Annotated in this window: 18 protein-coding genes and 1 tRNA gene; 8 read left to right on the forward strand and 11 right to left on the reverse strand. The window is 33.7% G+C overall.

What is annotated here, in order from left to right; genetic code table 11:
• The first annotated feature begins 132 nt into the window (after positions 1-132).
• The 4 genes from R2Q77_RS14735 to R2Q77_RS14750 all read left to right on the forward strand — a co-directional run bounded on the left by R2Q77_RS14735 (position 133) and on the right by R2Q77_RS14750 (position 6450).
• The gene (locus tag R2Q77_RS14735; protein WP_316804492.1) at positions 133-1344 is read left to right on the forward strand and encodes an SIR2 family protein; all 1212 of its coding nucleotides are present in this window, start codon (positions 133-135) and stop codon (positions 1342-1344) included.
• Positions 1337-3184, forward strand: coding sequence for an ATP-binding protein (locus R2Q77_RS14740; RefSeq protein ID WP_316804493.1), 1848 nt, complete (start codon positions 1337-1339; stop codon positions 3182-3184). The genes R2Q77_RS14735 and R2Q77_RS14740 overlap by 8 nt, the downstream gene beginning before the upstream one ends.
• On the forward strand, positions 3184-3726 hold the full coding sequence (locus R2Q77_RS14745; RefSeq protein WP_316804494.1) for a hypothetical protein: 543 nt from the start codon (positions 3184-3186) through the stop codon (positions 3724-3726). The genes R2Q77_RS14740 and R2Q77_RS14745 overlap by 1 nt, the downstream gene beginning before the upstream one ends.
• Before the next feature lie 81 nt (positions 3727-3807).
• Positions 3808-6450, forward strand: coding sequence for a type I restriction endonuclease (locus tag R2Q77_RS14750; RefSeq protein WP_316804495.1), 2643 nt, complete (start codon positions 3808-3810; stop codon positions 6448-6450).
• A 267-nt stretch (positions 6451-6717) separates the two neighbouring features.
• Here the strand turns inward: R2Q77_RS14750 and R2Q77_RS14755 are convergent.
• The 5 genes from R2Q77_RS14755 to R2Q77_RS14775 form a co-directional block, all read right to left on the reverse strand.
• Positions 6718-6801: transfer RNA gene (locus R2Q77_RS14755), tRNA-Leu, on the reverse strand.
• A 60-nt stretch (positions 6802-6861) separates the two neighbouring features.
• Entirely contained in the window at positions 6862-7626 is a 765-nt protein-coding gene (locus R2Q77_RS14760; RefSeq protein WP_316804496.1) for an MBL fold metallo-hydrolase, read from the reverse strand.
• The gene (locus R2Q77_RS14765; protein ID WP_316804497.1) at positions 7626-7898 is read right to left on the reverse strand and encodes a hypothetical protein; all 273 of its coding nucleotides are present in this window, start codon (positions 7896-7898) and stop codon (positions 7626-7628) included. The genes R2Q77_RS14760 and R2Q77_RS14765 overlap by 1 nt, the downstream gene beginning before the upstream one ends.
• Before the next feature lie 282 nt (positions 7899-8180).
• Positions 8181-8831, reverse strand: coding sequence for an outer membrane lipoprotein carrier protein LolA (locus R2Q77_RS14770; protein WP_316804498.1), 651 nt, complete (start codon positions 8829-8831; stop codon positions 8181-8183).
• Between the two features lie 63 nt (positions 8832-8894).
• Complete coding sequence (locus tag R2Q77_RS14775) at positions 8895-11477, reverse strand: FtsK/SpoIIIE family DNA translocase (protein WP_316804499.1); 2583 nt, start codon at positions 11475-11477, stop codon at positions 8895-8897.
• 335 nt (positions 11478-11812) lie between these two features.
• On the opposite strand from R2Q77_RS14775, the gene R2Q77_RS14780 reads away from it, so the two are divergent.
• On the forward strand, positions 11813-12469 hold the full coding sequence (locus R2Q77_RS14780) for an ankyrin repeat domain-containing protein (protein ID WP_316804500.1): 657 nt from the start codon (positions 11813-11815) through the stop codon (positions 12467-12469).
• 61 nt (positions 12470-12530) lie between these two features.
• Here R2Q77_RS14780 and R2Q77_RS14785 read toward each other — a convergent pair whose 3' ends face one another.
• The 4 genes from R2Q77_RS14785 to pyrF all read right to left on the reverse strand — a co-directional run bounded on the left by R2Q77_RS14785 (position 12531) and on the right by pyrF (position 15937).
• Complete coding sequence (locus tag R2Q77_RS14785; RefSeq protein ID WP_131536772.1) at positions 12531-12749, reverse strand: PspC domain-containing protein; 219 nt, start codon at positions 12747-12749, stop codon at positions 12531-12533.
• A gap of 1 nt (position 12750) precedes the next feature.
• A complete protein-coding gene (locus tag R2Q77_RS14790; RefSeq protein WP_316804501.1) occupies positions 12751-14034 on the reverse strand; it encodes a DUF2851 family protein in 1284 nt (427 codons plus the stop codon).
• 61 nt (positions 14035-14095) lie between these two features.
• Positions 14096-14995: a DMT family transporter gene (locus tag R2Q77_RS14795; protein WP_316804502.1), complete on the reverse strand. Its 900-nt coding sequence runs from the start codon at positions 14993-14995 to the stop codon at positions 14096-14098.
• 111 nt (positions 14996-15106) lie between these two features.
• Positions 15107-15937: an orotidine-5'-phosphate decarboxylase gene (gene pyrF, locus R2Q77_RS14800; RefSeq protein ID WP_316804503.1), complete on the reverse strand. Its 831-nt coding sequence runs from the start codon at positions 15935-15937 to the stop codon at positions 15107-15109.
• A gap of 361 nt (positions 15938-16298) precedes the next feature.
• Here pyrF and rho point away from each other — a divergent pair, with 361 nt between their 5' ends.
• Positions 16299-18002 (forward strand): transcription termination factor Rho, encoded by a 1704-nt coding sequence (gene rho, locus R2Q77_RS14805; protein WP_316804504.1) that lies wholly within the window; start codon positions 16299-16301, stop codon positions 18000-18002.
• Positions 18003-18091: 89 nt separating this feature from the next.
• Positions 18092-18781 carry a CDP-diacylglycerol--serine O-phosphatidyltransferase gene (gene pssA / locus R2Q77_RS14810; protein ID WP_316804505.1) on the forward strand — a complete coding sequence of 230 codons (690 nt, stop codon included), beginning with the start codon at positions 18092-18094 and terminating at the stop codon, positions 18779-18781.
• 2 nt (positions 18782-18783) lie between these two features.
• Here pssA and R2Q77_RS14815 read toward each other — a convergent pair whose 3' ends face one another.
• The gene (locus R2Q77_RS14815) at positions 18784-19158 is read right to left on the reverse strand and encodes an Hpt domain-containing protein (protein WP_316804506.1); all 375 of its coding nucleotides are present in this window, start codon (positions 19156-19158) and stop codon (positions 18784-18786) included.
• Between the two features lie 17 nt (positions 19159-19175).
• Positions 19176-19682, reverse strand: coding sequence for a 2-amino-4-hydroxy-6-hydroxymethyldihydropteridine diphosphokinase (gene folK, locus R2Q77_RS14820; protein ID WP_316804507.1), 507 nt, complete (start codon positions 19680-19682; stop codon positions 19176-19178).
• A 40-nt stretch (positions 19683-19722) separates the two neighbouring features.
• On the opposite strand from folK, the gene sppA reads away from it, so the two are divergent.
• The gene (gene sppA, locus R2Q77_RS14825) at positions 19723-21489 is read left to right on the forward strand and encodes a signal peptide peptidase SppA (protein ID WP_316804508.1); all 1767 of its coding nucleotides are present in this window, start codon (positions 19723-19725) and stop codon (positions 21487-21489) included.
• The last annotated feature ends 37 nt before the right edge of the window (positions 21490-21526 follow it).

Genomic DNA, 21526 nt, shown 5'->3' on the forward strand with positions numbered 1-21526 from the left:
ACCGATCCAGGTAAAAAAAATTGAAGTTATTTTTAATTGTGCTGTGCTAATTTTATTTATGATTTAAATTAATTCAAACACCAAATTGGAGTTGTTTCGTTATCTTGCAATACTAAAATAACATAACGCTCCATGGAAGAAGAAATTGAAAAGTTTGATTATCAAATAAATAATGCAAAAAATTTATTTCAAGATTGTAATATTAATTTTTTAATCGGTTCCGGATTATCTTGTCCATTTTTTGGCACTCTAGGTAATATTGAGATTTGGCTTACTAAACTTGATGAGAGCACAAAAATAGATGGACCATTAAAAGCATTTATCAAAGCATCATTGTATGGTAGCTACTATCGGATAGCAATGAAAGATAATATCGACTTGTATAAAGCAACAGATGTTCCAGAGGAGGTAGTAGCTGTGCCCAAAAGTAATCAAGAAAAACTTGTCAATACTTATCTTTCTTATAAAGACTTTCTAAGAATTTTAAATCAAATAATTTATAATAGAAGAAGTAATACAGTAAACAAAATGGTTAATTTGTTTACTACAAATGTTGATATTTTTTTGGAAAAAGTGATTGAAGACCTTGATCTGCATTGTAACGATGGTTTCAATGGTATTTTTACCAAGAGATTCAGCTTAAGCAATTTTAGGAAATCTTGTTATCAAAAAAGTTCACATTACGATAATATTACCGAAATCCCTGTTTATAACTTATTGAAAATTCATGGTTCAGTAACTTGGCGCTTAATTGATTCTCAGCTACAATTTAAAGGAATTTCCCTCATTAAGTCAATCAATCTTGCTTTAGAAGGATTTGACTTATTAGATATTGTTGAATTAAATAATGAAATGTGGAAAACAGGTGGCAGAGATTTGACAATTGATGAAATTATCGATGAGGCAAAAAAAATCAAAACTCTGCCTGATATTTCGAATTTTATACTTCAATATGAAAAATTGCAAGTTGTAAATCCTACGAAAGAAAAATTCAAAGACACAACATTTAATAAATCTTATTATGAAATGTTGAGAATGTATGCCAATGAACTTGAAAAAGAAAATTCGATACTTTATATAATGGGTTTTTCTATGGCAGACGAACATATTCGTGACATTACATTCAGAGCAATCAAATCTAACCCAACCTTAAAAGTTTTTATATGTTCATTTTCACAAAGCGCAAGAGACATTCTTCGTAATCTAAAGCAGGATAATATTGATTTAAAAGACTATCACAATGTTGAATTAATTAACCCATTCGATGGTTTTTCGTTGATGGAATTTAATAATAATATTCTGATCCCGCTTTTGGCTAACATCAAATCAAGTAAATATGATTAAGGAAGCCGTATTGAAAGACTCTATCTTTCGCATAGGCAAGGTAACATCAGTGGAAGGCAGAACAATCAAAATTGAGGTTGATAAAACCAAAAATAGTTCTCACTTATTATATGACGGAGAGATAATTCGCAATATTTCAGTGAATAGTTATGTAAAGATTACAAAAGGTTTTGATAAAATTATTGGTAAAGTTGATGGTGAATTCATTGTTGAGGATAAGTTATTTTTAGAAAAGAATTATTCCAGTGAGAAACAGAAAATCAAACGAATACTCATTGTAAGATTGATGGGCTTTTTTAGTGTAAAAGGTTTTGAAAGAGGTATAAAGGAGCTTCCGTTAATAAACAACGAATGTTTTTTATTAGATAAAAATGAATTTGAAGAAGTTCATAAGTTTGTTAAGCACGGTGATATTCCTTTAATATTAGGTAGTCTTACACATGAGCAGGGACAAAGTGTACAATTGGGAGTGAATGAATTATTTGCTAGTCATATCGGTATTTTTGGAAACACAGGAAGTGGTAAGTCATACACACTTGCCAAAATTTATAATAATCTATTTTCGACTTTCCAAAACGAGAGTAAATTTAAAAAGAATGCCAAGTTTCTTCTATTTGATTTCAATGGTGAATACGAAGGTGAAAATAGTATTTTTCCTCAAAAAAAAGTATATAATTTAAATACAAGAAATAAACGAAACAAAGACAGGCTAGTATTTAATGAAGCTGACTTACTAGATAAAGACCTTTTCTCAATACTTGCTAATGCTACTGAGAAAACACAAAAGCCATTTATATCCAGAACAATAGATTTTTATAAGAGAGTTAATGATTCAGATTACCCATTAGACTATTTTAAAAATATTCTTAGAAAAAGAATCAAGGATATTTATAAAATGGCAGATAAGCACAAAGCCTCTTTGCTACTCGATTATATTAAGGAAATACTACCGTCTAAATTTGATAGTAATGGCATTGAAATAGATCTATCAGAAGATGTTGACTTTCATAACCAAGCATCAGAATTTAAATTAAATGGTATTTTTTTAAGATCCAATCCTGATTCTATTGAAGAAACAATACTATATGATCATGTTAACAAATATAAATTTGATAGTAATTTTATAACAAAAATTATTCAATTTCTTTATTTACAACTTATATACGATGTATTTAGTAATCGAGCTAATAATGAGCATGTTGGCCCAGCAATAAATAAACTGAAGAGCTTTCAAAAAGATCTTGAGCAGGTGATAGAAATAAAAGATGAGACAGAGCCAGATTTCTGGGATAATAATTTTTTCTGTGTCGTTAATCTAGACAAAACCAATACTCAACTAAAAAAGTTGATCCCGTTACTGGTATCTTTCAAGTTATATGCAGAACATAAAAAAAATAATTCTTCGAAGAAAGATAAGTCTTTAAATATTATCATTGATGAAGCTCATAACATTTTATCTTATGCATCAGATAGAGAAAGTGAAACGTGGAAAGATTATAGGCTTGAAACATTTGAGGAAATAATTAAAGAAGGACGCAAATTTGGTGTATTTCTAACCATTGCTAGTCAACGACCTTCAGATATTTCTTCAACAATTATTTCTCAACTTCACAATTTCTTTTTGCACAGGCTAATCAATAATAATGATATACTAGCTGTAGAAAAAACTATATCATATTTAGATAAGGTTTCTTTCGAGTCGTTGCCAATATTGCCTACGGGTACATGTATAATAGCTGGCCAATGCCTTCAAGTTCCTGTAATGGTAGATATTTCTGAAATGGACAAAGATTTCGAACCCGACAATAAAACAATCGAATTAACAAAACATTGGATGTAATGGGTTTCGACTACAAAAAATTTTATCATCTAGAAGATTATATCTTAAATGATGTTCAATCTTATTTTCATGAAAAACGGTATTTAAATGCTTTTGATTTTTTTTGTATAATAATTTGGAAAGCAAATAGAGCCAAAACCAATATTGCTAAAAGGCTGTTAAAATACAACCCGAATCTCGAAGAATGTGTATCTGAATTAACAAAAGCAATTTATCTTGCTGAAAGTAACATTGGGAAATTAGAAATTTTAATTTTTGATTATGAATTTCGATTACCGATGGCATCTGCAATATTATCATTACTATACCCAGATAGCTTTACAGTTTATGATTACAGAGTTTGTGAGACACTAACTCTGTACAAAGGGATTGACAATATTAAAGATTTTAAAAAATTATCAGTTAAATACTTTGAATTTGTTGAATCTGTAAGAAACCTAGAAACTCACACTACTTCTCTGAGAGATATAGATCGTCAGTTGTGGGGGAAATCATTTTACAATCAACTAACTTCTAATTTGGCTGAAGGATTCAAAAAGTAGTTTTCAAGTATTTAAATTAAAAATATGGATTGTTAAGTTTTAACATATTTTTCTAAATTTAAAACAATAATTAAATTAACTATGAGCTTATATAGTGTAGATAAACAATTTCTTATTAGTGAAAGTGATGTTGAGCAAAAAGTTGTTATTCCGTTGCTTACAAATGATGAACCTGACGGCCTAGGTTATAGTTACATTCATTATCAAACTAAAACAAGTCTTAAAAAACTTAATATAGATAAAGGTAATGCTGCAAAGGTTTACTTTCCTGATTATGTTGTACTTATTGAAGGATTGCCGCTTGTAGTTATTGAAGTCAAAAAAATTGGTGAAAATTTAATAGAAGCTTATAGAGAAGCAAGAATGTATGCCCTGGAAATAAATTCATTTTATAAAACTAATATTAATCCATGTAGTCTCATCATGGCAACTGATGGGGAAATATTAGTTGCAGGCAGGTGGGACAATAATACTCCAAATGTTGAAATATCCATTGAAAATTGGGTGACTACAAATGCTGACTTTAGTTGGTTTATAGAAAATTTCTCATTGAATAAAATCAAAGAATTATCAAAGGAATTAAGAGAGATTATCAGAACTAATATTTTTTATAAAAAACCAATTCAATTATTAGGCGGCAAACATATACAAAATCAGCAAACAAAAAATTCATTTGGAGAAACAATTTCGATTCAATATAGACACTTATTCAATCCAGAGGAAGAAGGAGAAAGGTCGGATATTGTTCAAAATGCTTATGTTAAAGTTGACAAACACTTATCGCATGTTGATCCCATAGATAAGCTTATTAGAAAAAAAATCAGTCCTTCAGTGTCTGATACAATAGAAATAGAAGACAACATATCTCCTAAAGAAATTATTGATAAGCTTAACGATGCTCATTTATACAATAATCAAGTTCTATTACTTGTTGGTAGTGTTGGCTCAGGTAAATCTACATTTACGAGTTATCTGAAAGATGTAGCATTAGATAAAACATTATCAAAAAAGCTTTGTTGGATTAGATTAGATTTAAATAATGCTCCAGTTAATAGTAATGAAATTTATCAATGGCTTAAAAAAAATATAATTGAAGAGCTTAAAAGACAAAATCCTGATATTGATACTGACGAACTAAGCACAATAAAAAAAATATACTTCAATCAAATTCAGTCTTTTGATAAAATTGCAGGTGCTTTATTAGGTGAAGGTACTCATTCTTACAACGAAAAACTATTTTCAGTAATTCAAGAATCAATTAACAATATTGATATAACTCTAGAAAGTTATATTTCATATTTTGTTCACACCTTCCATAAAGAATTAATAATTATATTAGATAACTGCGATAAAAGAACTCTATCAGAACAGCTATTAATGTTTGAAGTAGCAAATTGGTTAAAGGAAAACATTAAATCACTAGTTTTTTTACCACTTAGAGAAACTACATTTGATAATTTTAGAAATCAAAAGCCGCTTGATACAGTTGTAAAAGATTTAATATTTAGAATAAATCCGCCTCCTTTAAATAAGGTACTGTACAATCGAATTAGGTATGCTAAAAGATTAATTGATAAAAATACCACGAAATATTACACTTTACCAAACGGCTTTAAAGCATCTTATCCATCATCAGATGAACTATTTTATCTGAATAGTATAATGAGTTCGCTATTTCAAAATCGTTTTTTTAATAAGTTAATATCTGGTCTAACAGGCAGAAACATAAGAAAGGGAATAGAAATCTTTCTTGATTTTTGCAAGAGTGGTCACATAACTGACTCTGATATATTTCAAATGAAATTTTCCAAAGGCACTCACGTTTTGCCTAATCATCTAATTAGTAGAATATTTCTGAGAGGAAATCGAGTTTTTTATTCCGATTCAGACACTAGAATTAAAAATCTATTTTTTAGCGATCACTCAGATAAACTACCTGATCCATTCGTTAGAGTAGCAATACTTGATTGGCTAAATAAACATAGTCGAATACAAGGCCCTAGTGGAATACTGGGATATCATAAGGTTTCGGATTTACTCAAAGATTTAACTGTGTTAGGTCATGGCTTAGAGAGATTACATTCTGAAGTAACTACAATGGTGAGTCAATCCTTAATTTTGTCAGAGTCACAAAACTTAGAGAAGGTAGAAGTTGAAGAATTGATTTCTATTAATAGCCCCGGCGTTATACATTTGGAATTACTTAAAAATATTGATTACTTAAGTGCATGTTCGGAAGATGTTTATTATAGTGATGATAGCGTTGCAACTGAAATACTTAGTAGGATCAACAAAGATTCGACACATTTTTCACTTCAAACTACTTTTTCTAATGCTAAAAGTTTAGCTAGCTACCTTAAAAATTATCAAAATAAGTTTTTCACCGTTCATGAGAAGTTTTTATCAAACAAAATTTTCAAATCACCAGTTGATTTTGAAGATATTGAAAATGATATAATAAAGACTGAAGATTCGAAAATAATTAAGAGCGAAAACATTTTAAAAAATGGCAGCATTGTTAATGCTAAAATTATTAAAATTCTAAGATGGGGTATATTATTAGAAATTGAAAATTCTTCACAAGGCTGTTTTGCCCATGCGGAAGATATAGAAGAAATAGATTTTTACAATATCAATAAGTATATTATTGGAAATACTCACAAAGTGAGAATAAGGGCTTTCAAACCTAAACATAGCAAATATAATGTTGATTTTGTTTCATAATTGTTATTTTAAATATATAATACGTTGTTAATCAATGTGAATTTACTTTCTTATCGATTAACGAAGTTGATTAACGGTTCAATTTACAAATGCCAACTAAAAACATATTCTTAGGCATTATGAACAACTACATATTGAATATGTATACTCTGTTAGTTCCTTAATAATTCAACAGATACCAGAAGAGTCAATGTATATACGGATGTATATAACAAAAAATAACCTACTGTAAATTACTCATTTTCAATAGGTTATTTAGACATCCGGTACCCAAGAGGAGATTCGAACTCCCACACCCATACAGGCGCCAGCCCCTCAAGCTGGTGCGTCTACCAATTTCGCCACCTGGGTAAGTGCTGCAAATATAATTTAATTTTAGATTTGAGGATGGCGATTTTAAAAAATCTTCATTTATAATTCAACAGTTAAACCATCATAAGCTAAACGGATGTTGGGGGGCAAATCTTTTTCTACCTCCTCGTGTAAACCCAGGTTATGACTGATATGCGTTAAATAAGTCATTTCGGCACCTACCCTTTTTGCAAAAGCTACAGCTTCGTCTAAAGTAAAGTGCGAAATGTGTGGTTCTTTTTGTAAAGCATTAAGCACTAAAATTTTTGTGCCCTTTATAGCTTCTATAGATGCATCAGGAAGTGTTTTAGCATCTGTAATATAGGTAAAATCGTTAATTCTATAACCTGTAATTGGCAGGCGGTAATGCAATACTTCAAAAGGAATAATCGTATGCGCTCCTATTTTAAAATCCTTTCCGTTCACAACTTTGTGAAGATTAATTTGGGGCAACCCGTGGTACTTGGTTTCGGCAAAAATATATTGAAATTCTCTTTTTAAAGCCTCTTGAACACGCTCGGATGCATAAACATCGATAACTTTATGCAACAAATAGTTAAATGGCCTTATGTCGTCTAATCCAGCAATATGATCTTTGTGTTCGTGTGTAAAAAGCACGGCATCCAAATCCTGAACGTTTGCGCGTAAAAGCTGGTAACGAAAATCAGGACCGCTATCAATAACCATGGTTTTATCGCCCAGTTCTACCAAAACAGAAGTTCTTAAACGGTTATTGCGCTTGTCAGTTGATTGGCAAACCTCACACTTACATGTAATTACAGGCACACCCTGTGAGGTTCCTGTTCCTAAAAAAGTAACTTTCATTAAAATAACTCCATCTGCTGTAGTGATAAATAAAATTGTTTTTGCTTTTCATCAAATAAGCTTTCATCTGCATTGGTTTGCTTTACAAGCGCAACTAATGCAGCAATTTTACCTTCGAGGTTAGAAAATTTATTAACTACAATAACTTTATTATGCTCCAATAAACAAGAGCCGGTTTTAAAGTTTCCTTTTTCATATCTCACTTTATAGCCCATGGCGAGCAACAGCTGTTCGAGTTTTTCTAAAGTATGATTTGTTAGTGGCAATGACATTAGAAACAAACTTAGATAAATCTGCGCAGCATTCATAAATACATTGGAAAAAATTATTGTAGTGCTTTTGTACTTTAGAATAGAACACGCATTTCTTCCTTATTTACGGAGTGTTGCTTTAATTAATAATCACCACAACAGTGTTAACCCCTTTTATTTTGGCGCAGTTAAACCTTTATAAAAAGAATGAACATATAAAATAAATTCAGCATGATGAGGATAACGTAAAACAAAAAAGGCTCGGCTTTAGCCGAACCTTTTTAAATACGATTTGAGTATTTATTATCTTAAATCAACCACTTCAACACCTGGATATTTTTTGGCATCAAAAGCAAAAGTAGTTTCTGGTACGTTTACGTTTGGCGAAAATGTTTTAACGTTGTATGTGTATTTGTTACCGTTTTTATCGAATAAAACAACATTAGCAATTTGTTTTGCTGCTTTATCAATACTTAAACGAATTTTAAAGATCGCTTTTTTACTATCAATGGGTGATAGATCAATCATTTGGTACGTTTTACCACCTGCTTTTTCTTCTCCTGTATAAAGGTATTTGAAGCCTTTTTCGTAAACGGTAAATATTTTTGCAGGATTGATGGCATCGCCGCTATTATCAACATTACTAACCTGAACTTCTTTATCTTTTTTTAAGTATGTCCACTGGCTTTTACCGTCACTAAACAATTCCTGGTTGGTCATGGCAACTTTATATTTGTTAGAGTTGGCTTTAACATATAAAGTACCCTGCTGCGTTTCTTTAACTTTAGCTTTAGGATTATCCAAAGTAAAGGTAAAATCAGTTTTAACAATGTTATACGATTTGTATTTTTTACTTACTTCGGCTAAAATTGCTTTAGCTTTAGCATCAGTTTGAGCATAGGTTGATGTTGTAAAAGCAACGATAACCATTAATGCTGAAATTAATTTCTTCATCTTTTCTTTTTTAATTTTCTTTTAATCTTAGAGTAGATAAATGCCTTTTAGTTTAATGGGCTATTAATCTTTCTTATTTAAACTATTCAAGAACTGTTCCAAAGAATATTCATCAGGGTATAAAACTTCACGGGCTTTACTGCCTTCAAAAGGCCCAACAATTCCTGCAGCTTCCAGCTGATCAATAATTCTACCTGCCCGGTTATAGCCTAATTTCATTTTACGCTGAATAAGCGATGTAGAGCCCTGTTGATGCGTAACAATCAGTCTTGCAGCCTCTTCAAACAATTTATCACGTTCATCTGGATCAAAATCGGCTTTATTTCCTTCGCCATTTTCATCTATATATTCTGGCAACTGATACGCATCAGAATAACCCCGTTGATTGCCAATATATTCCGAAATACGGTCAACTTCCGGTGTATCCACAAAAGCACACTGTAGCCTGATTAAGTCGCTTCCTGTAGATAAAAGCATATCTCCACGACCAATCAGCTGATCGGCACCTCCACTATCCAAAATGGTACGCGAATCTATTTTAGATAAAACCCTAAAAGCCAGCCTTGCCGGGAAATTTGCCTTAATGGTACCTGTAATAATATTTACAGATGGACGCTGTGTAGCTAAAACCAGGTGAATACCGATGGCACGGGCCAATTGCGCTAAACGTGCAATCGGAGCTTCCACCTCTTTTCCTGCCGTCATCATTAAATCGGCAAACTCATCCACCACTAATACAATAAAAGGTAAAAAGCGGTGTCCGTTATTTGGGTTAAGCTTACGTTTAACAAATTTATCGTTGTACTCTTTTAAATTCCTTACTTGCGCATCTTTTAACAAATCATAACGCTGATCCATTTCAATACAAAGTGAATTTAAAGTATTCACAACCTTTTTGGTATCCGTAATAATGGCATCCGCCTCACCAGGAAGTTTTGCCAAAAAATGACGTTCAATTCTGTTAAAGAGGGTTAGCTCTACTTTTTTAGGATCGACTAATACAAACTTTAACTGTGCAGGGTGTTTTTTAAATAAAAGAGAAACTAAAATTGCATTAATCCCAACTGATTTACCTTGTCCGGTAGCCCCGGCAACCAATAAATGGGGCATTTTAGCTAAATCGGCAATATAAACCTCATTGCTAATGGTTTTCCCTAAAGCAATTGGCAAATCCATTGTATTTTGAGCCCATTTATCCGTATTTAAAATGCTTCGCATCGCCACCATTTCAGGGTGCTGGTTTGGAACTTCAATACCAATTGTACCTTTACCGGGCATTGGTGCTATAATACGAATTCCTAATGCGGCCAATGAAAGGGCAATATCATCTTCCAGATTTTTAATTTTTGAAATCCTTACACCTGGCGCAGGAATAATTTCGTAAAGGGTTACGGTTGGGCCAATAGTTGCCTTAATTTTATCAATTTCTATATTGTAGTGATTAAGGGTTTCTACAATTTTGTTTTTATTGGCTTCTAATTCTTCTGCATTTACCGAAATTTTATTGGTGCCATAATTTTCGAGTAAATCAATATGTGGATATTTATAACCTGATAAATCAAGTTTTTCATCATAGTTACCAAACTGTTCCACCAAATCGTCTGATTTAATTTCTTCTTCGGTTTTTTCTATGGTAAACGTTGGTTCGTCTTTTTCTTCAATTGGCGGTTCTACGTCCAGCGGTAAAGATGTAGCTACCGCAGTAGCCACCGGAGTAATTGGAAGGTTTGTAGATAATGGGGACAAAACAACCGGAGGAATAATGTCTTCATCGTCCTCTTTTTCCTGTTCTTCGTAACGGTTAGGCCTTAAAACTACATTTTGAGGCTTCCGCTCATTATTAATTGAGGGTTTTCCTGGAACTGAAAATTCAACAGGTTCTGAAGGTCTTTCTCTAACAATTTCGATATTGTCCGGAACTTCAGGCGCCATAAATTCTGGTTTCTTTCTTTCAGGAATTTTAAAATCAATGTTATAAGCAATAATTAAAATGGTTAAACCTGCAAAAGCAATTAAGCCTGCCACGCCTGCAGCGCCAACCTGCGCTGCCAGTAATTTATTACTCCAGTAACCAAATTCTCCTTCAATATAATGTGGAGATTCTGACCAGAAACTATGCGCAAAGCCGAATGTAAAGGATAGGAATAACAAAAAGAAAAAGCTATAACCTAAGGTTTTGGAAATGGAAAGGATTTTGACTTTAAACAACAATCTGTAGCCTATAATAAAAAAAGCAAGTACAAACAGGAATGAAGCAATACCAAACCATTCGTAAATAAACTGGTGCGAAAGAAGCGCGCCAAATTTGCCAAGCCAGTTTTGTACAACCGGAGTGGTTACACCTGCATCTTTTAATTCTTCGGCTGTTTTAAATAAATTTTTCCAGCCGCCATTTGCGTCAATTACATAACTCTGGTCATCCTGCCAGGTAAATAAATAGGAAGTAAACGCAATGAGAAAGTATAAAGAAAGTATAACAAAAAATAATCCTATAATCTTGATCGCGCGTCCATCAGCCAGGTCAAAATTTGGCAGATATTCCCTTTTTTCTTTTGGCTGGCGGCTTGAAGTCGCTCTGCCAGATGCATTTTCAGCATTTTTATCTCTGAATGTATTGGTTTTAAACTGGTTACCCCTTGCCGACATTTTCTATCCTAAAGTTTATTAAAAAACAAATATAAAATATATAGTTGTATCTGTTGGTGATCTTTTTCTATAAATAATTTTAAATATAATTTAAACCATTGTAAACAAGCTATGTCTATTCAATATACAACATGATAGTTGTTACGTTTTGTTCAAATGAGACGGATTTTGTTTTAGGTTTATCCCGTTTGATCTGGAGAGATGAAACGGGATTTTTATTGCCCCTTATTTTCTTCTGCAACCAAAGATGAGAAAGTAACCCTGATTTTATTATTGGTATAATTTTGAAAATCAGAATCGTTTCATTTTATTTGTTAACTAATAAATGGCTTAACATGGATATAACGCAGCTCGAGGAACAGATTGAATCAGGTAATTTACAAGCGGTTAAAGATATTTTAGTCCATAACCCTGCTTTAGCCAACACACTTACTTCCCATCGCATTTCGCCCCTATTATTAGCTTGTTATTATAAAAAACAGGAAATAGCTGATTTAATATCCGAATTTACGGATGATTTAACCTTATTTGAAGCTTGTGCTGTTGGGAAACTTGATGTTGCAACTTTGCTCATTTTTGAAAAACCAGATTCGATTAACGGTTATTCTGATGATGGTTTTACGCCATTAGGCTTGGCTTGTTATTTCGGCCATGAGGATTTGGCTAAATTCCTGATCGCAAAAGGTGCCGATGTTAACCTCGCGTCGAAAAATGGATTTAACGTATTTCCGATCCATTCGGCCGTTGCAGCTCATAATTTCAACATAACTAAAATGCTGTTAGATCGTGGTGCTTATCCAAATGTTTGCCAAAAGGCAGGTTTGGCACCCCTTCATACCGCAGCTCAATTGGGAAATATAGAATTAATAATTCTTTTGCTGGAACATGGTGCAGAAGTTACTTTGCGTATGGAAGGTGGAAAATTACCTGCTGATTTAGCCGCTGAAAAGGGTTTTAATGAAATAGCTGAGATTTTAAGGGATGATGATTAACCACAGGGCAATTTTCAGTTAGGATTATGCCTTTGAGTTATTAGATAAAATTAAATTTAAACTATTCCCAAATCCTTAACCTCATTTTTTTCATATAGGTTCTGATGTCGAGCACAATTGCGGCAAGAAAATAAAACAGAATTGGAAAACCTACAGCTAAAAAGGATGAATAAATAAAAAACAAACGAACTTTGGCCGTACTCATATTCAGCTTGTTGGCTAAATAAGTAGATACACCAAAACTTTGCTGTTCAAAATAAGTTATAATTCTTTGAAACATGTTAAGCTTGTTTTAAAATTTTAATTCCAATACCACAAGATAAGCATTTTTTTTGATCGCAATATTGTTTTTTCAACTGCAAAATTCCCTGCGATGCAAAAGCATGCTCCATTTTTAATCCTGCCGCTACAAATTTATCGGTTATCGCATTTTTTTCTGCCGGCAATTGCTCTAATAACTTAATAGCCCTGCTTATATAGAATTGTGTATCGGTATGTTTTCCATAAGCAAACAAAAATAGCGCCACTGTATTTAGCAAAATATTATCAACGGATGTTTTTCCAATTTGTATGGCTACAGATTGTGCTTCCTTTTTAAAATGATAATGTGTTTTCCAGTATTCGTTAACGGGTAAATTTTCGAACAGATGATGTAAAGAAAGCGTATCTTTTATGGTCATAACCTTAGAAAAAAGATGATTTGCTTTAACAATTAAAGCGGCAAACTGCGCAAGCCTGATGGTTGGAAAATTCTGTGGACGCATCCGCATAAATTTCCATATAGAAACTTCCAGGGGTTTAATTTTATATTTCTTCTGCAGGTACCTAAACTCTTCTTTAAGCTTTTTAGGATATTCTTCTTCGAAAGGGCCATTTAAAAAACCAGCCGTACCAAATACCAGCGCTTCGATTTGAAACGCATTATCTTTATGTTTTGCATAAATGTTTTGAGAAATGGCTTTTGCAAAAACTTCGAATGGAAGGGCATTGATTTTAAAACCGAAGTTGCGTGCAATAAAACGGTAAAAGGTTTCGTCCCAATTGCCATTCAGTTCATTTAGCATTTCTAAAACCGCATTTGTTCTGCATTCAAAACGCTCCAGCAAAGTTCTGGATAAGAAAGCATTTACCACAAACTGGTCTACATTTCCAATTTGTGCAGCGCAGGGAAAATCTGTAAGTGTTAAAAATAAGTTGGCATACCGCTCCATTAACGTTTTAGAGATGCGGTTTTTCAACTCCAGCACGGGCAAAACAGTTCCATCTATTCTTTTAACGGCCACATCATGCTCAAATACCACATGTAAAATAACATTTTCGTAGCTTAAATCATTTTGATGATGGTGTTTAATCCAGTCGGAAGATTTTAAATGAATTTCTACATTACCTGCCCAAAGGGTTTCTCCAATTTTAATTTTTGCATGACTAAAATCCGGTCCGGCATTCTTATTCAACAATCCAGGATTAAGAATGATTAAATCATCACCCGCATCTGTTTTTAAGTCATTAAAATCAAATGATCTAAATTGCCAAACATAATGTAAAAAATCTTCAGGAAAGCCCATAATGAAGAAAGCTAATTAATAATACATAACGTAATATTAATCATAATCCACAACAGTTATACTATAGCAAAGCTTTCTTTTTATAATTGGTAATAAAAACGCCTGTAATGATTAGCGCTGTAGCAATGAGCAGGTCAGTATTTACCTTTTCATTTAAAATCAACCAGCCCAAAAATATAGCAATTACACTATTAAAATAGGTTAATATGGAAACTTCAGACGCTGAGACTTTCTTTAAAGCATAATGGTAACAGAAATATGCCAATACAGAACCAAATATAGCCAAATAAACAGTTGCAAAAATACTTTCGGTTTTCCATGTGGCTACATCAGCCTTCCCCGAAAACACCAAAGCCAGAACAAGCTGTACAATTGCGGAAAACACGAATTGATAAAGAAGGTTTAAAAAGATATTTTCGGCTTTGCCACTATGTTTTTTGCTATAAATTGTACCAATGGTCCAGCCGGTAACGGCAACGATTAAAGATAAAATCCCGTTCCTGAACCCGGGATCCAATAAATCGTTAATACCCTCCCTGAAAATGAAAACTACGCCTAAAAATCCAATAAGTACACCAACAAATCCTTTCAGACTTGATTTTTGAATTCCCAATGCCACACAACCTAAAAAAACCGCTAAAGGTGAAGTTGCATTAATTAGAGAAGCTAAACCACTGGGAATAGTTTTTTCTGCCACAGTTGTCATTCCGTTTGCAATTACCACCATAAGCAAGGATAAGATGAACTGGCGTTTTAATGCTGTCCAGCCAATCCATTTTAATTCTCTCTGCCTGATTAAAATAAACAAAATAACGATTGAGGCAATGGTTTGACGCATGGCGGTTACATACCAGGGTGGGATACTTTCAACAGCTATGCGAATGCCTAAATAAGTGGTACCCCATATCAATGCTACGCCGCTTAGCGCCACAATAAGTTTTAAATCTATTTTGGATTTCATAATTGTATGTATACTAACCACCAGAGCGGCTAATTTTTACGGAAAAGAAGAAATATCGTGTATTAATCTTAATGGATAAGTCAGGAAAATTGATGAAAATCCTTTTTTTGACTAAACTAAACCGGCATTGATTAAAATCTGTTCCATTTCCTGTTGTAGCTTTAAGGCTTCTGCTCTTGCTTTTTCGGCAAAATCTTCGCCACTGCCTGCATAAATAATTCCTCTGGCAGAGTTAACCAATAAACCACACTGATCGTTTAATCCATACTTACAAACCTCCTGTAAATCGCCACCTTGGGCACCAACTCCCGGAACCAGTAAAAAATGATTGGGAATTAATTTCCTTACGTCGCCAAAAGCTGCACCGCGTGTGGCGCCAACAACGTACATCATTTGCTCATCAGTAGCCCATGTGGAAGAAGTTTTAATTACTTTTTCAAATAAACGGTCTTCTCCTATTTGTTGCAGTTGAAAATCGGCGTGACCAGAATTAGAGGTTAAAGCCAAGAGAATAACCCATTTATCATTAAAATTCAAAAATGGCATAACTGAATCGCTGCCCATATAAGGTGCAACGGTAACAGAATCAAAGCTCATTTCGGAAGAGGCTTCATTAAAAAATGTTTCAGCATACATGGCTGATGTATTTCCAATATCGCCACGTTTGGCATCTGCAATGGTAAAAATATCTTTAGGAATGTATTTCCAGGTCTCGGTTAAATTTTCCCATCCTTTTTTACCATAACACTCATAAAAAGCAGTATTGGGTTTATAAGCCACACATAAATCTTTTGTTGCATCAATAATCTGCTTATTAAACTCTAAAATCGGATTTTCGTACTTTAAAAGGTGCTGAGGAATCTTGTCTAAAGAAGAATCCAGTCCGACACATAAAAATGAACGCTTTTTTTTAATCTGATCGAAAAGTTGCTGCTTGGTCATATTTTTGGGCTTAATTGCTGCAAATATGAAGATTTTAAAATTTTTAGGGCCTATTATTTTACAGTATTTGAATTATTTTTTTAAACATTTTAAACTTTCTCTTGCAGATTACGTTTCAAATACATACAATTGCAGCATAATTTCTCAATCGTTTATCTGAATATCACAGAAAAATCTTCAAAACTTGTCTTTTATTATCAATTTTTAACTGCATTTTTTGCTTTATTCAGCCAATAAACACACAATTAAAACATGATGGAGTTGTTATTCATAACAAATTGAATGGCTACTTAAGGATTGCTAAATAACCTGTGATAAGAATTATACCTAATGAAATTTTCTTGAAACATATATATTTCAAATGTTTAGTAAAACAGAATTAAATGATAAGCTCACATCAGAACTGCGTGAACTTGCAAAAACATATGGCATTGAAGGTGCTGATACACTAAGGAAAATAGACCTTGTTGAAGTACTTTTACACCAACAAGTAATTACTGATGCAGTGAAACAAGATGGAGAAGTTGCAGCTGAACCGCAAACTGAAACAGAAACTGTAGCTGCTGCTGTTGCCCCTAAAACAAAGGCTGTAAAAGCAGATAAAGTTCAGAAATCTGCTGCTGAAAAACCGGTTAAAAAAAGAGTTCGTTTAAGTAAGGATGAACCTGCTGCTCCTATTGTAAGGGAAAGAGATTCGATAACGTTATTTGACGAGCCAAATCATCAGCAAAAGAAAGAAGCCCAACCAGAAAAACAACCTGAGCGGGTTGTTGAAACAGAAGAAAGCGTAAAGCCAATTTCTGCACTGATTGAAGAAAACAATGAATCTCCGGCAGTAAAACCTGCAAAACAGGAACCTCGCGAAAAACCACAACGCGAAGATAACCGCCAAAAACAACCAGGCGGTGGTAACCACCATAAAAACGAAAACAGTTATTCTAATTTAGATTTTGATAATGTAATCACCAATGAAGGTGTTTTAGAAATTATGCCTGATGGCTACGGTTTCTTAAGATCTGCAGATTATAATTATTTAACTTCTCCTGATGATATTTATGTATCGCAATCGCAGATTAAGCTTTTTGGCTTAAAAACCGGTGATACAGTTAAAGGAAGCATCCGCCCACCAAAAGAAGGCGAAAAGTATTTTCCTTTGGTACGTGTTGAAACGATTAATGGTCGTATTCCTGCCGAAGTTAGAGACCGTGTTCCTTTTGATTATTTAACGCCACTTTTCCCGACTGAAAGATTAAATTTATTTACGGATACGAATAACTATTCTACCCGTATTATGGATTTATTTACTCCAATTGGTAAAGGGCAGCGTGGTTTAATTGTGGCACAACCTAAAACAGGTAAAACCAATTTATTAAAAGAAGTTGCCAATGCGATTGCTAAAAACCATCCTGAAGTTTATTTAATTATTTTATTAATTGATGAACGCCCGGAAGAGGTTACCGATATGGCCCGTAGTGTAAGGGCAGAAGTTATTGCTTCTACTTTTGATGAACCGGCAGAGCGCCATGTAAAAATCGCCAATATCGTTTTAGAGAAATCTAAACGTTTGGTAGAAAGCGGACATGATGTAGTGATTCTTTTAGATTCGATTACCCGTTTGGCAAGGGCTTACAATACAACGGCTCCTGCATCCGGCAAAATATTATCAGGTGGTGTTGATGCCAATGCATTACACAAACCAAAACGTTTCTTTGGTGCTGCACGTAACATCGAAAATGGTGGTTCATTAACTATTTTAGCTACTGCTTTAACAGATACCGGCTCTAAAATGGATGAAGTAATTTTCGAAGAGTTTAAAGGTACCGGTAACATGGAGCTTCAACTGGATCGTAAATTATCTAACAAACGTATTTTCCCTGCTATTGATATTACTGCTTCGAGTACTCGTCGTGATGATTTATTGCACGACAGAGATACGTTGCAACGTGTTTGGATTTTACGCAACCACCTTGCTGATATGAACAGTCAGGAAGCAATGGAGTTTGTACAAGCTCAAATTAAAGGCACAAAAAGCAACGAAGAATTCTTAATTTCGATGAACAGCTAAAATAAGCTGAAAGGTAAAAAGGTGTATGGCTTAAGGTTTCCTTTTTGGATGCTTAAGCTGTACACCTTAAACGTTACACCTTAAATCCTATGAAAAAGCACATTCCAAATGCGATAACCTGCGCCAACTTATTTTCAGGCTGCATCGGTATCGTTTTTGCATTTAAAGGCGAACTACAAATAACGGCCTACCTTGTAATCCTTTCGGGTATTTTCGATTTTTTTGATGGAATGGTTGCCCGCATGCTAAATGTAAAATCGAACATAGGTAAAGATTTAGACTCTTTGGCAGATATGGTAAGCTTTGGTTTTTTACCAGGGGTAGTTATGTTTCAACTTTTAAAAACAAGTGATTATACTTCTGATTACCTTCCTTATTTAGCCTTTTTCATTACCATTTTTTCTGCATTGCGCCTCGCTAAGTTTAATAACGACGAAAGACAGACTCAGGATTTTATAGGCTTAAACACACCAATGAATACATTATTTATATGTTCATTGCCTTTTATTGCAGTAGATTACCCCACAATTATTAATTCTACGATATTATTAATCGGAATTATAGCCGTAACCAGCTTTTTACTCATCAGCGAAATTAAAATATTCTCCTTAAAATTTAACAATTTAAGCTGGCAAGCCAATAAGGTAAAGTTTATTTTCCTTATCCTGTCAGCATTGCTTATTGCTGCTTTAAAATTTGCTGCAATTCCTTTCGTATTGGTATTGTATATAGCCATGTCCTTTCTGCATTTTAGAAATGTAGAAAGTTTATCTAAATAAAATTAAAGGTTGGCCTGAATATCCTTTTTGGCCTGTTCCAGTTGAGCATAAACATGCTCAAGCAATTCTTTAAGCCTGGTTACATTAGCCGGAATTTCGTTTACATTTTCTTTACTGCGCGCATTTTGTTCAATTTCCTGTACAAAATCCTTAATATCATCTCTTCCAATATAACTGAAGGTTGGCTTTATTTTATGGATGCTATTGGCAACCATATCCCAATCCTTATTTACTAAAGCACTATCAAGTTCTATTAAATAAACTGGCGTCTGATCAATAAATGTATCAAAAACCTCGATCATAAAAGTAGGATTATGACCGACCATTTTGATGAGATAAGATAAATCCAGGGGATGACTATCTTTTATTTCCTGCATGTTGCAAATTTAATTAATTACAATTTCTTAACGTTCAAATCGTCAACAATATTTTCAGCGATCTCTAAAATAGTCTTACCTAATACCGGATGTACAACACCTGCCCCTATTTCGGCCATAGGCTCCATTACAAATTTCCTAAACTGCATTTGAGGATGAGGTACATGCAGTTTGTTTTCTATATTTATAATTTCATCACCAAATAAAATCAAGTCAATATCAATCAGGCGTGCTCCCCATTTCTCTTTTCTTACCCTACCTAAACTATTTTCAATTTCTAAGGATTTTTCCAGCACTTCAAGTGCAGATAAATTTGTTTTTAAACTTATCGCCTGGTTCAAAAATGAGGGCTGATCTGTTTTACCCCAGGCCGCGGTTTCATAAATCGATGATTTTGAAACAATTTCTCCTATTTCGTCGTTTAAAAGCGCAATGGCTTTTTGCAAATTCTCTTCGCGGTTTCCCAAATTACCCCCCAGTAACAAATAAGCAATTGTACTATCTAATGCCATATTAAGCGTCATGTATTTTTATATCTTTACAAAAACAAAATTAAAACATTAAATGAGAGATTTTTTTAAATATCTATTTGCTTCAATGTTAGGTTTTTTCCTTTCTATTGTAATTGTATGCGTAATCTTCTTCTTTATAATTGTAGGATTAATTGCATCAGTAGATTCGGATAAAACGGTTAGCGTAAGCGAAAATAGTGTGTTATTTTTAAACCTCGACCAACCCATTACCGAACGTACGCCAAAAAATTCTTTTGGTAATTTACCTATTGTTGGCAGCGAAGGGAAAGGTGGAATTGGTTTGAACGACCTTCTAAAATCAATTAAAAGGGCTAAAAATGATGACAACATCAAGTGCATTTACATTAACGTAAGTAGTCCTCAGGCAGGTTTTGCAACCATGCGTGAAGTTAGAAATGCTTTAATTGATTTTAAGAAATCTCATAAAAAAATTATTGCTTATAGTGAGGTTTACACCCAGGGCGCTTATTACTTAGCATCAGCAGCAGATAAAGTTTATTTAAACCCTGAAGGTGCACTCGAATTTAAAGGTTTTAGCTCGCAGTTAACTTTTTTTAAAGGAACGCTCGAGAAATTAGGCATAGAAGCACAGGTAATCCGGGTAGGCAATTATAAAAGTGCTGTTGAGCCTTACATTTTAGATAAAATGAGCGATTACAACCGCAAACAGGTTACGGCCTATGTTGGTGGTTTGTACAATACCTTCTTAACTGATATTGCCCAAACAAGAGATATACAAAAAGACAGTTTATATGTTATTGCTGATAAATATAAAATACAGCAACCACAAGACGCCCTTCATTACAAAATGATTGATGGTTTAAGGTATAAAGATGAGGTTTTAGAAGAACTTAAAGCTTTTTCAGCCAGATCGAAAAAAGATAACATCAGGTCTGTTTCCATCAATGATTATGCACTTAATAATCCTGCTGATGGAACCAGCAAAAACAAAGTAGCTGTTATTTATGCCAATGGCGAAATTAATGGCGGAGAAGGTTCTGACAGTGAGATTGGTTCTGAGCGCATTTCAAGGGCCATTAGAAAAGCCCGCCTGGATGACGATATTAAAGCCATTGTGTTGAGGATCAACTCTCCGGGTGGTAGTGCTTTGGCATCTGACGTGATTTGGAGGGAAGTAATTTTAGCCAAAAAAGTTAAACCAGTAATGGCTTCTTTCGGTGATGTGGCCGCCTCTGGTGGTTACTACATTGGCTGCGCTGCAGATAGTATTTTTGTTCAGCCAAATACCATTACAGGTTCAATAGGTGTATTTGGCATTATTCCAAACTTTCAAAATTTAATGACCAATAAATTGGGAATTACCTTTGATGGTGTTAAAACAGGTGAATTTGCCGACATTATGAGTACCAACCGACCAATGACGAGTAGTGAGCGGTTTATTATTCAAAATGAATTAAACAGGATTTATAGCGGTTTTGTGAGCCGTGTGGCCGATGGAAGAAAGAAAAGCAAAACGTATATCGACAGTATTGGTGGAGGCCATGTTTGGATTGGAACAGATGCAGTTCAAATAGGTTTGGCAGATAGGATTGGAAGTTTTAACGATGCCATTACCGCTGCTGCTAAAAAAGCCAATGTTAAAGAGTATAAAGTAGTAGAATATCCGGAGGTGATTGATCCTTTGAAATCTTTTCTATCTGAAAGCACAGATAAGATTAAAACTTATTATACCAAACAAGAACTGGGCGACAACTACCCTATTTACCAGCAAATGAAAAAAGTGGTAACCAGATCGGGCATACAAATGAGAATGCCTTTTGAAGCAGAAATTAAATAAATAAAATATTAATTTGCTTAATCACGAGCGCAATAGA

This window comes from Pedobacter nototheniae, from assembly GCF_032678625.1.
GTDB lineage: Bacteria > Bacteroidota > Bacteroidia > Sphingobacteriales > Sphingobacteriaceae > Pedobacter > Pedobacter nototheniae_A.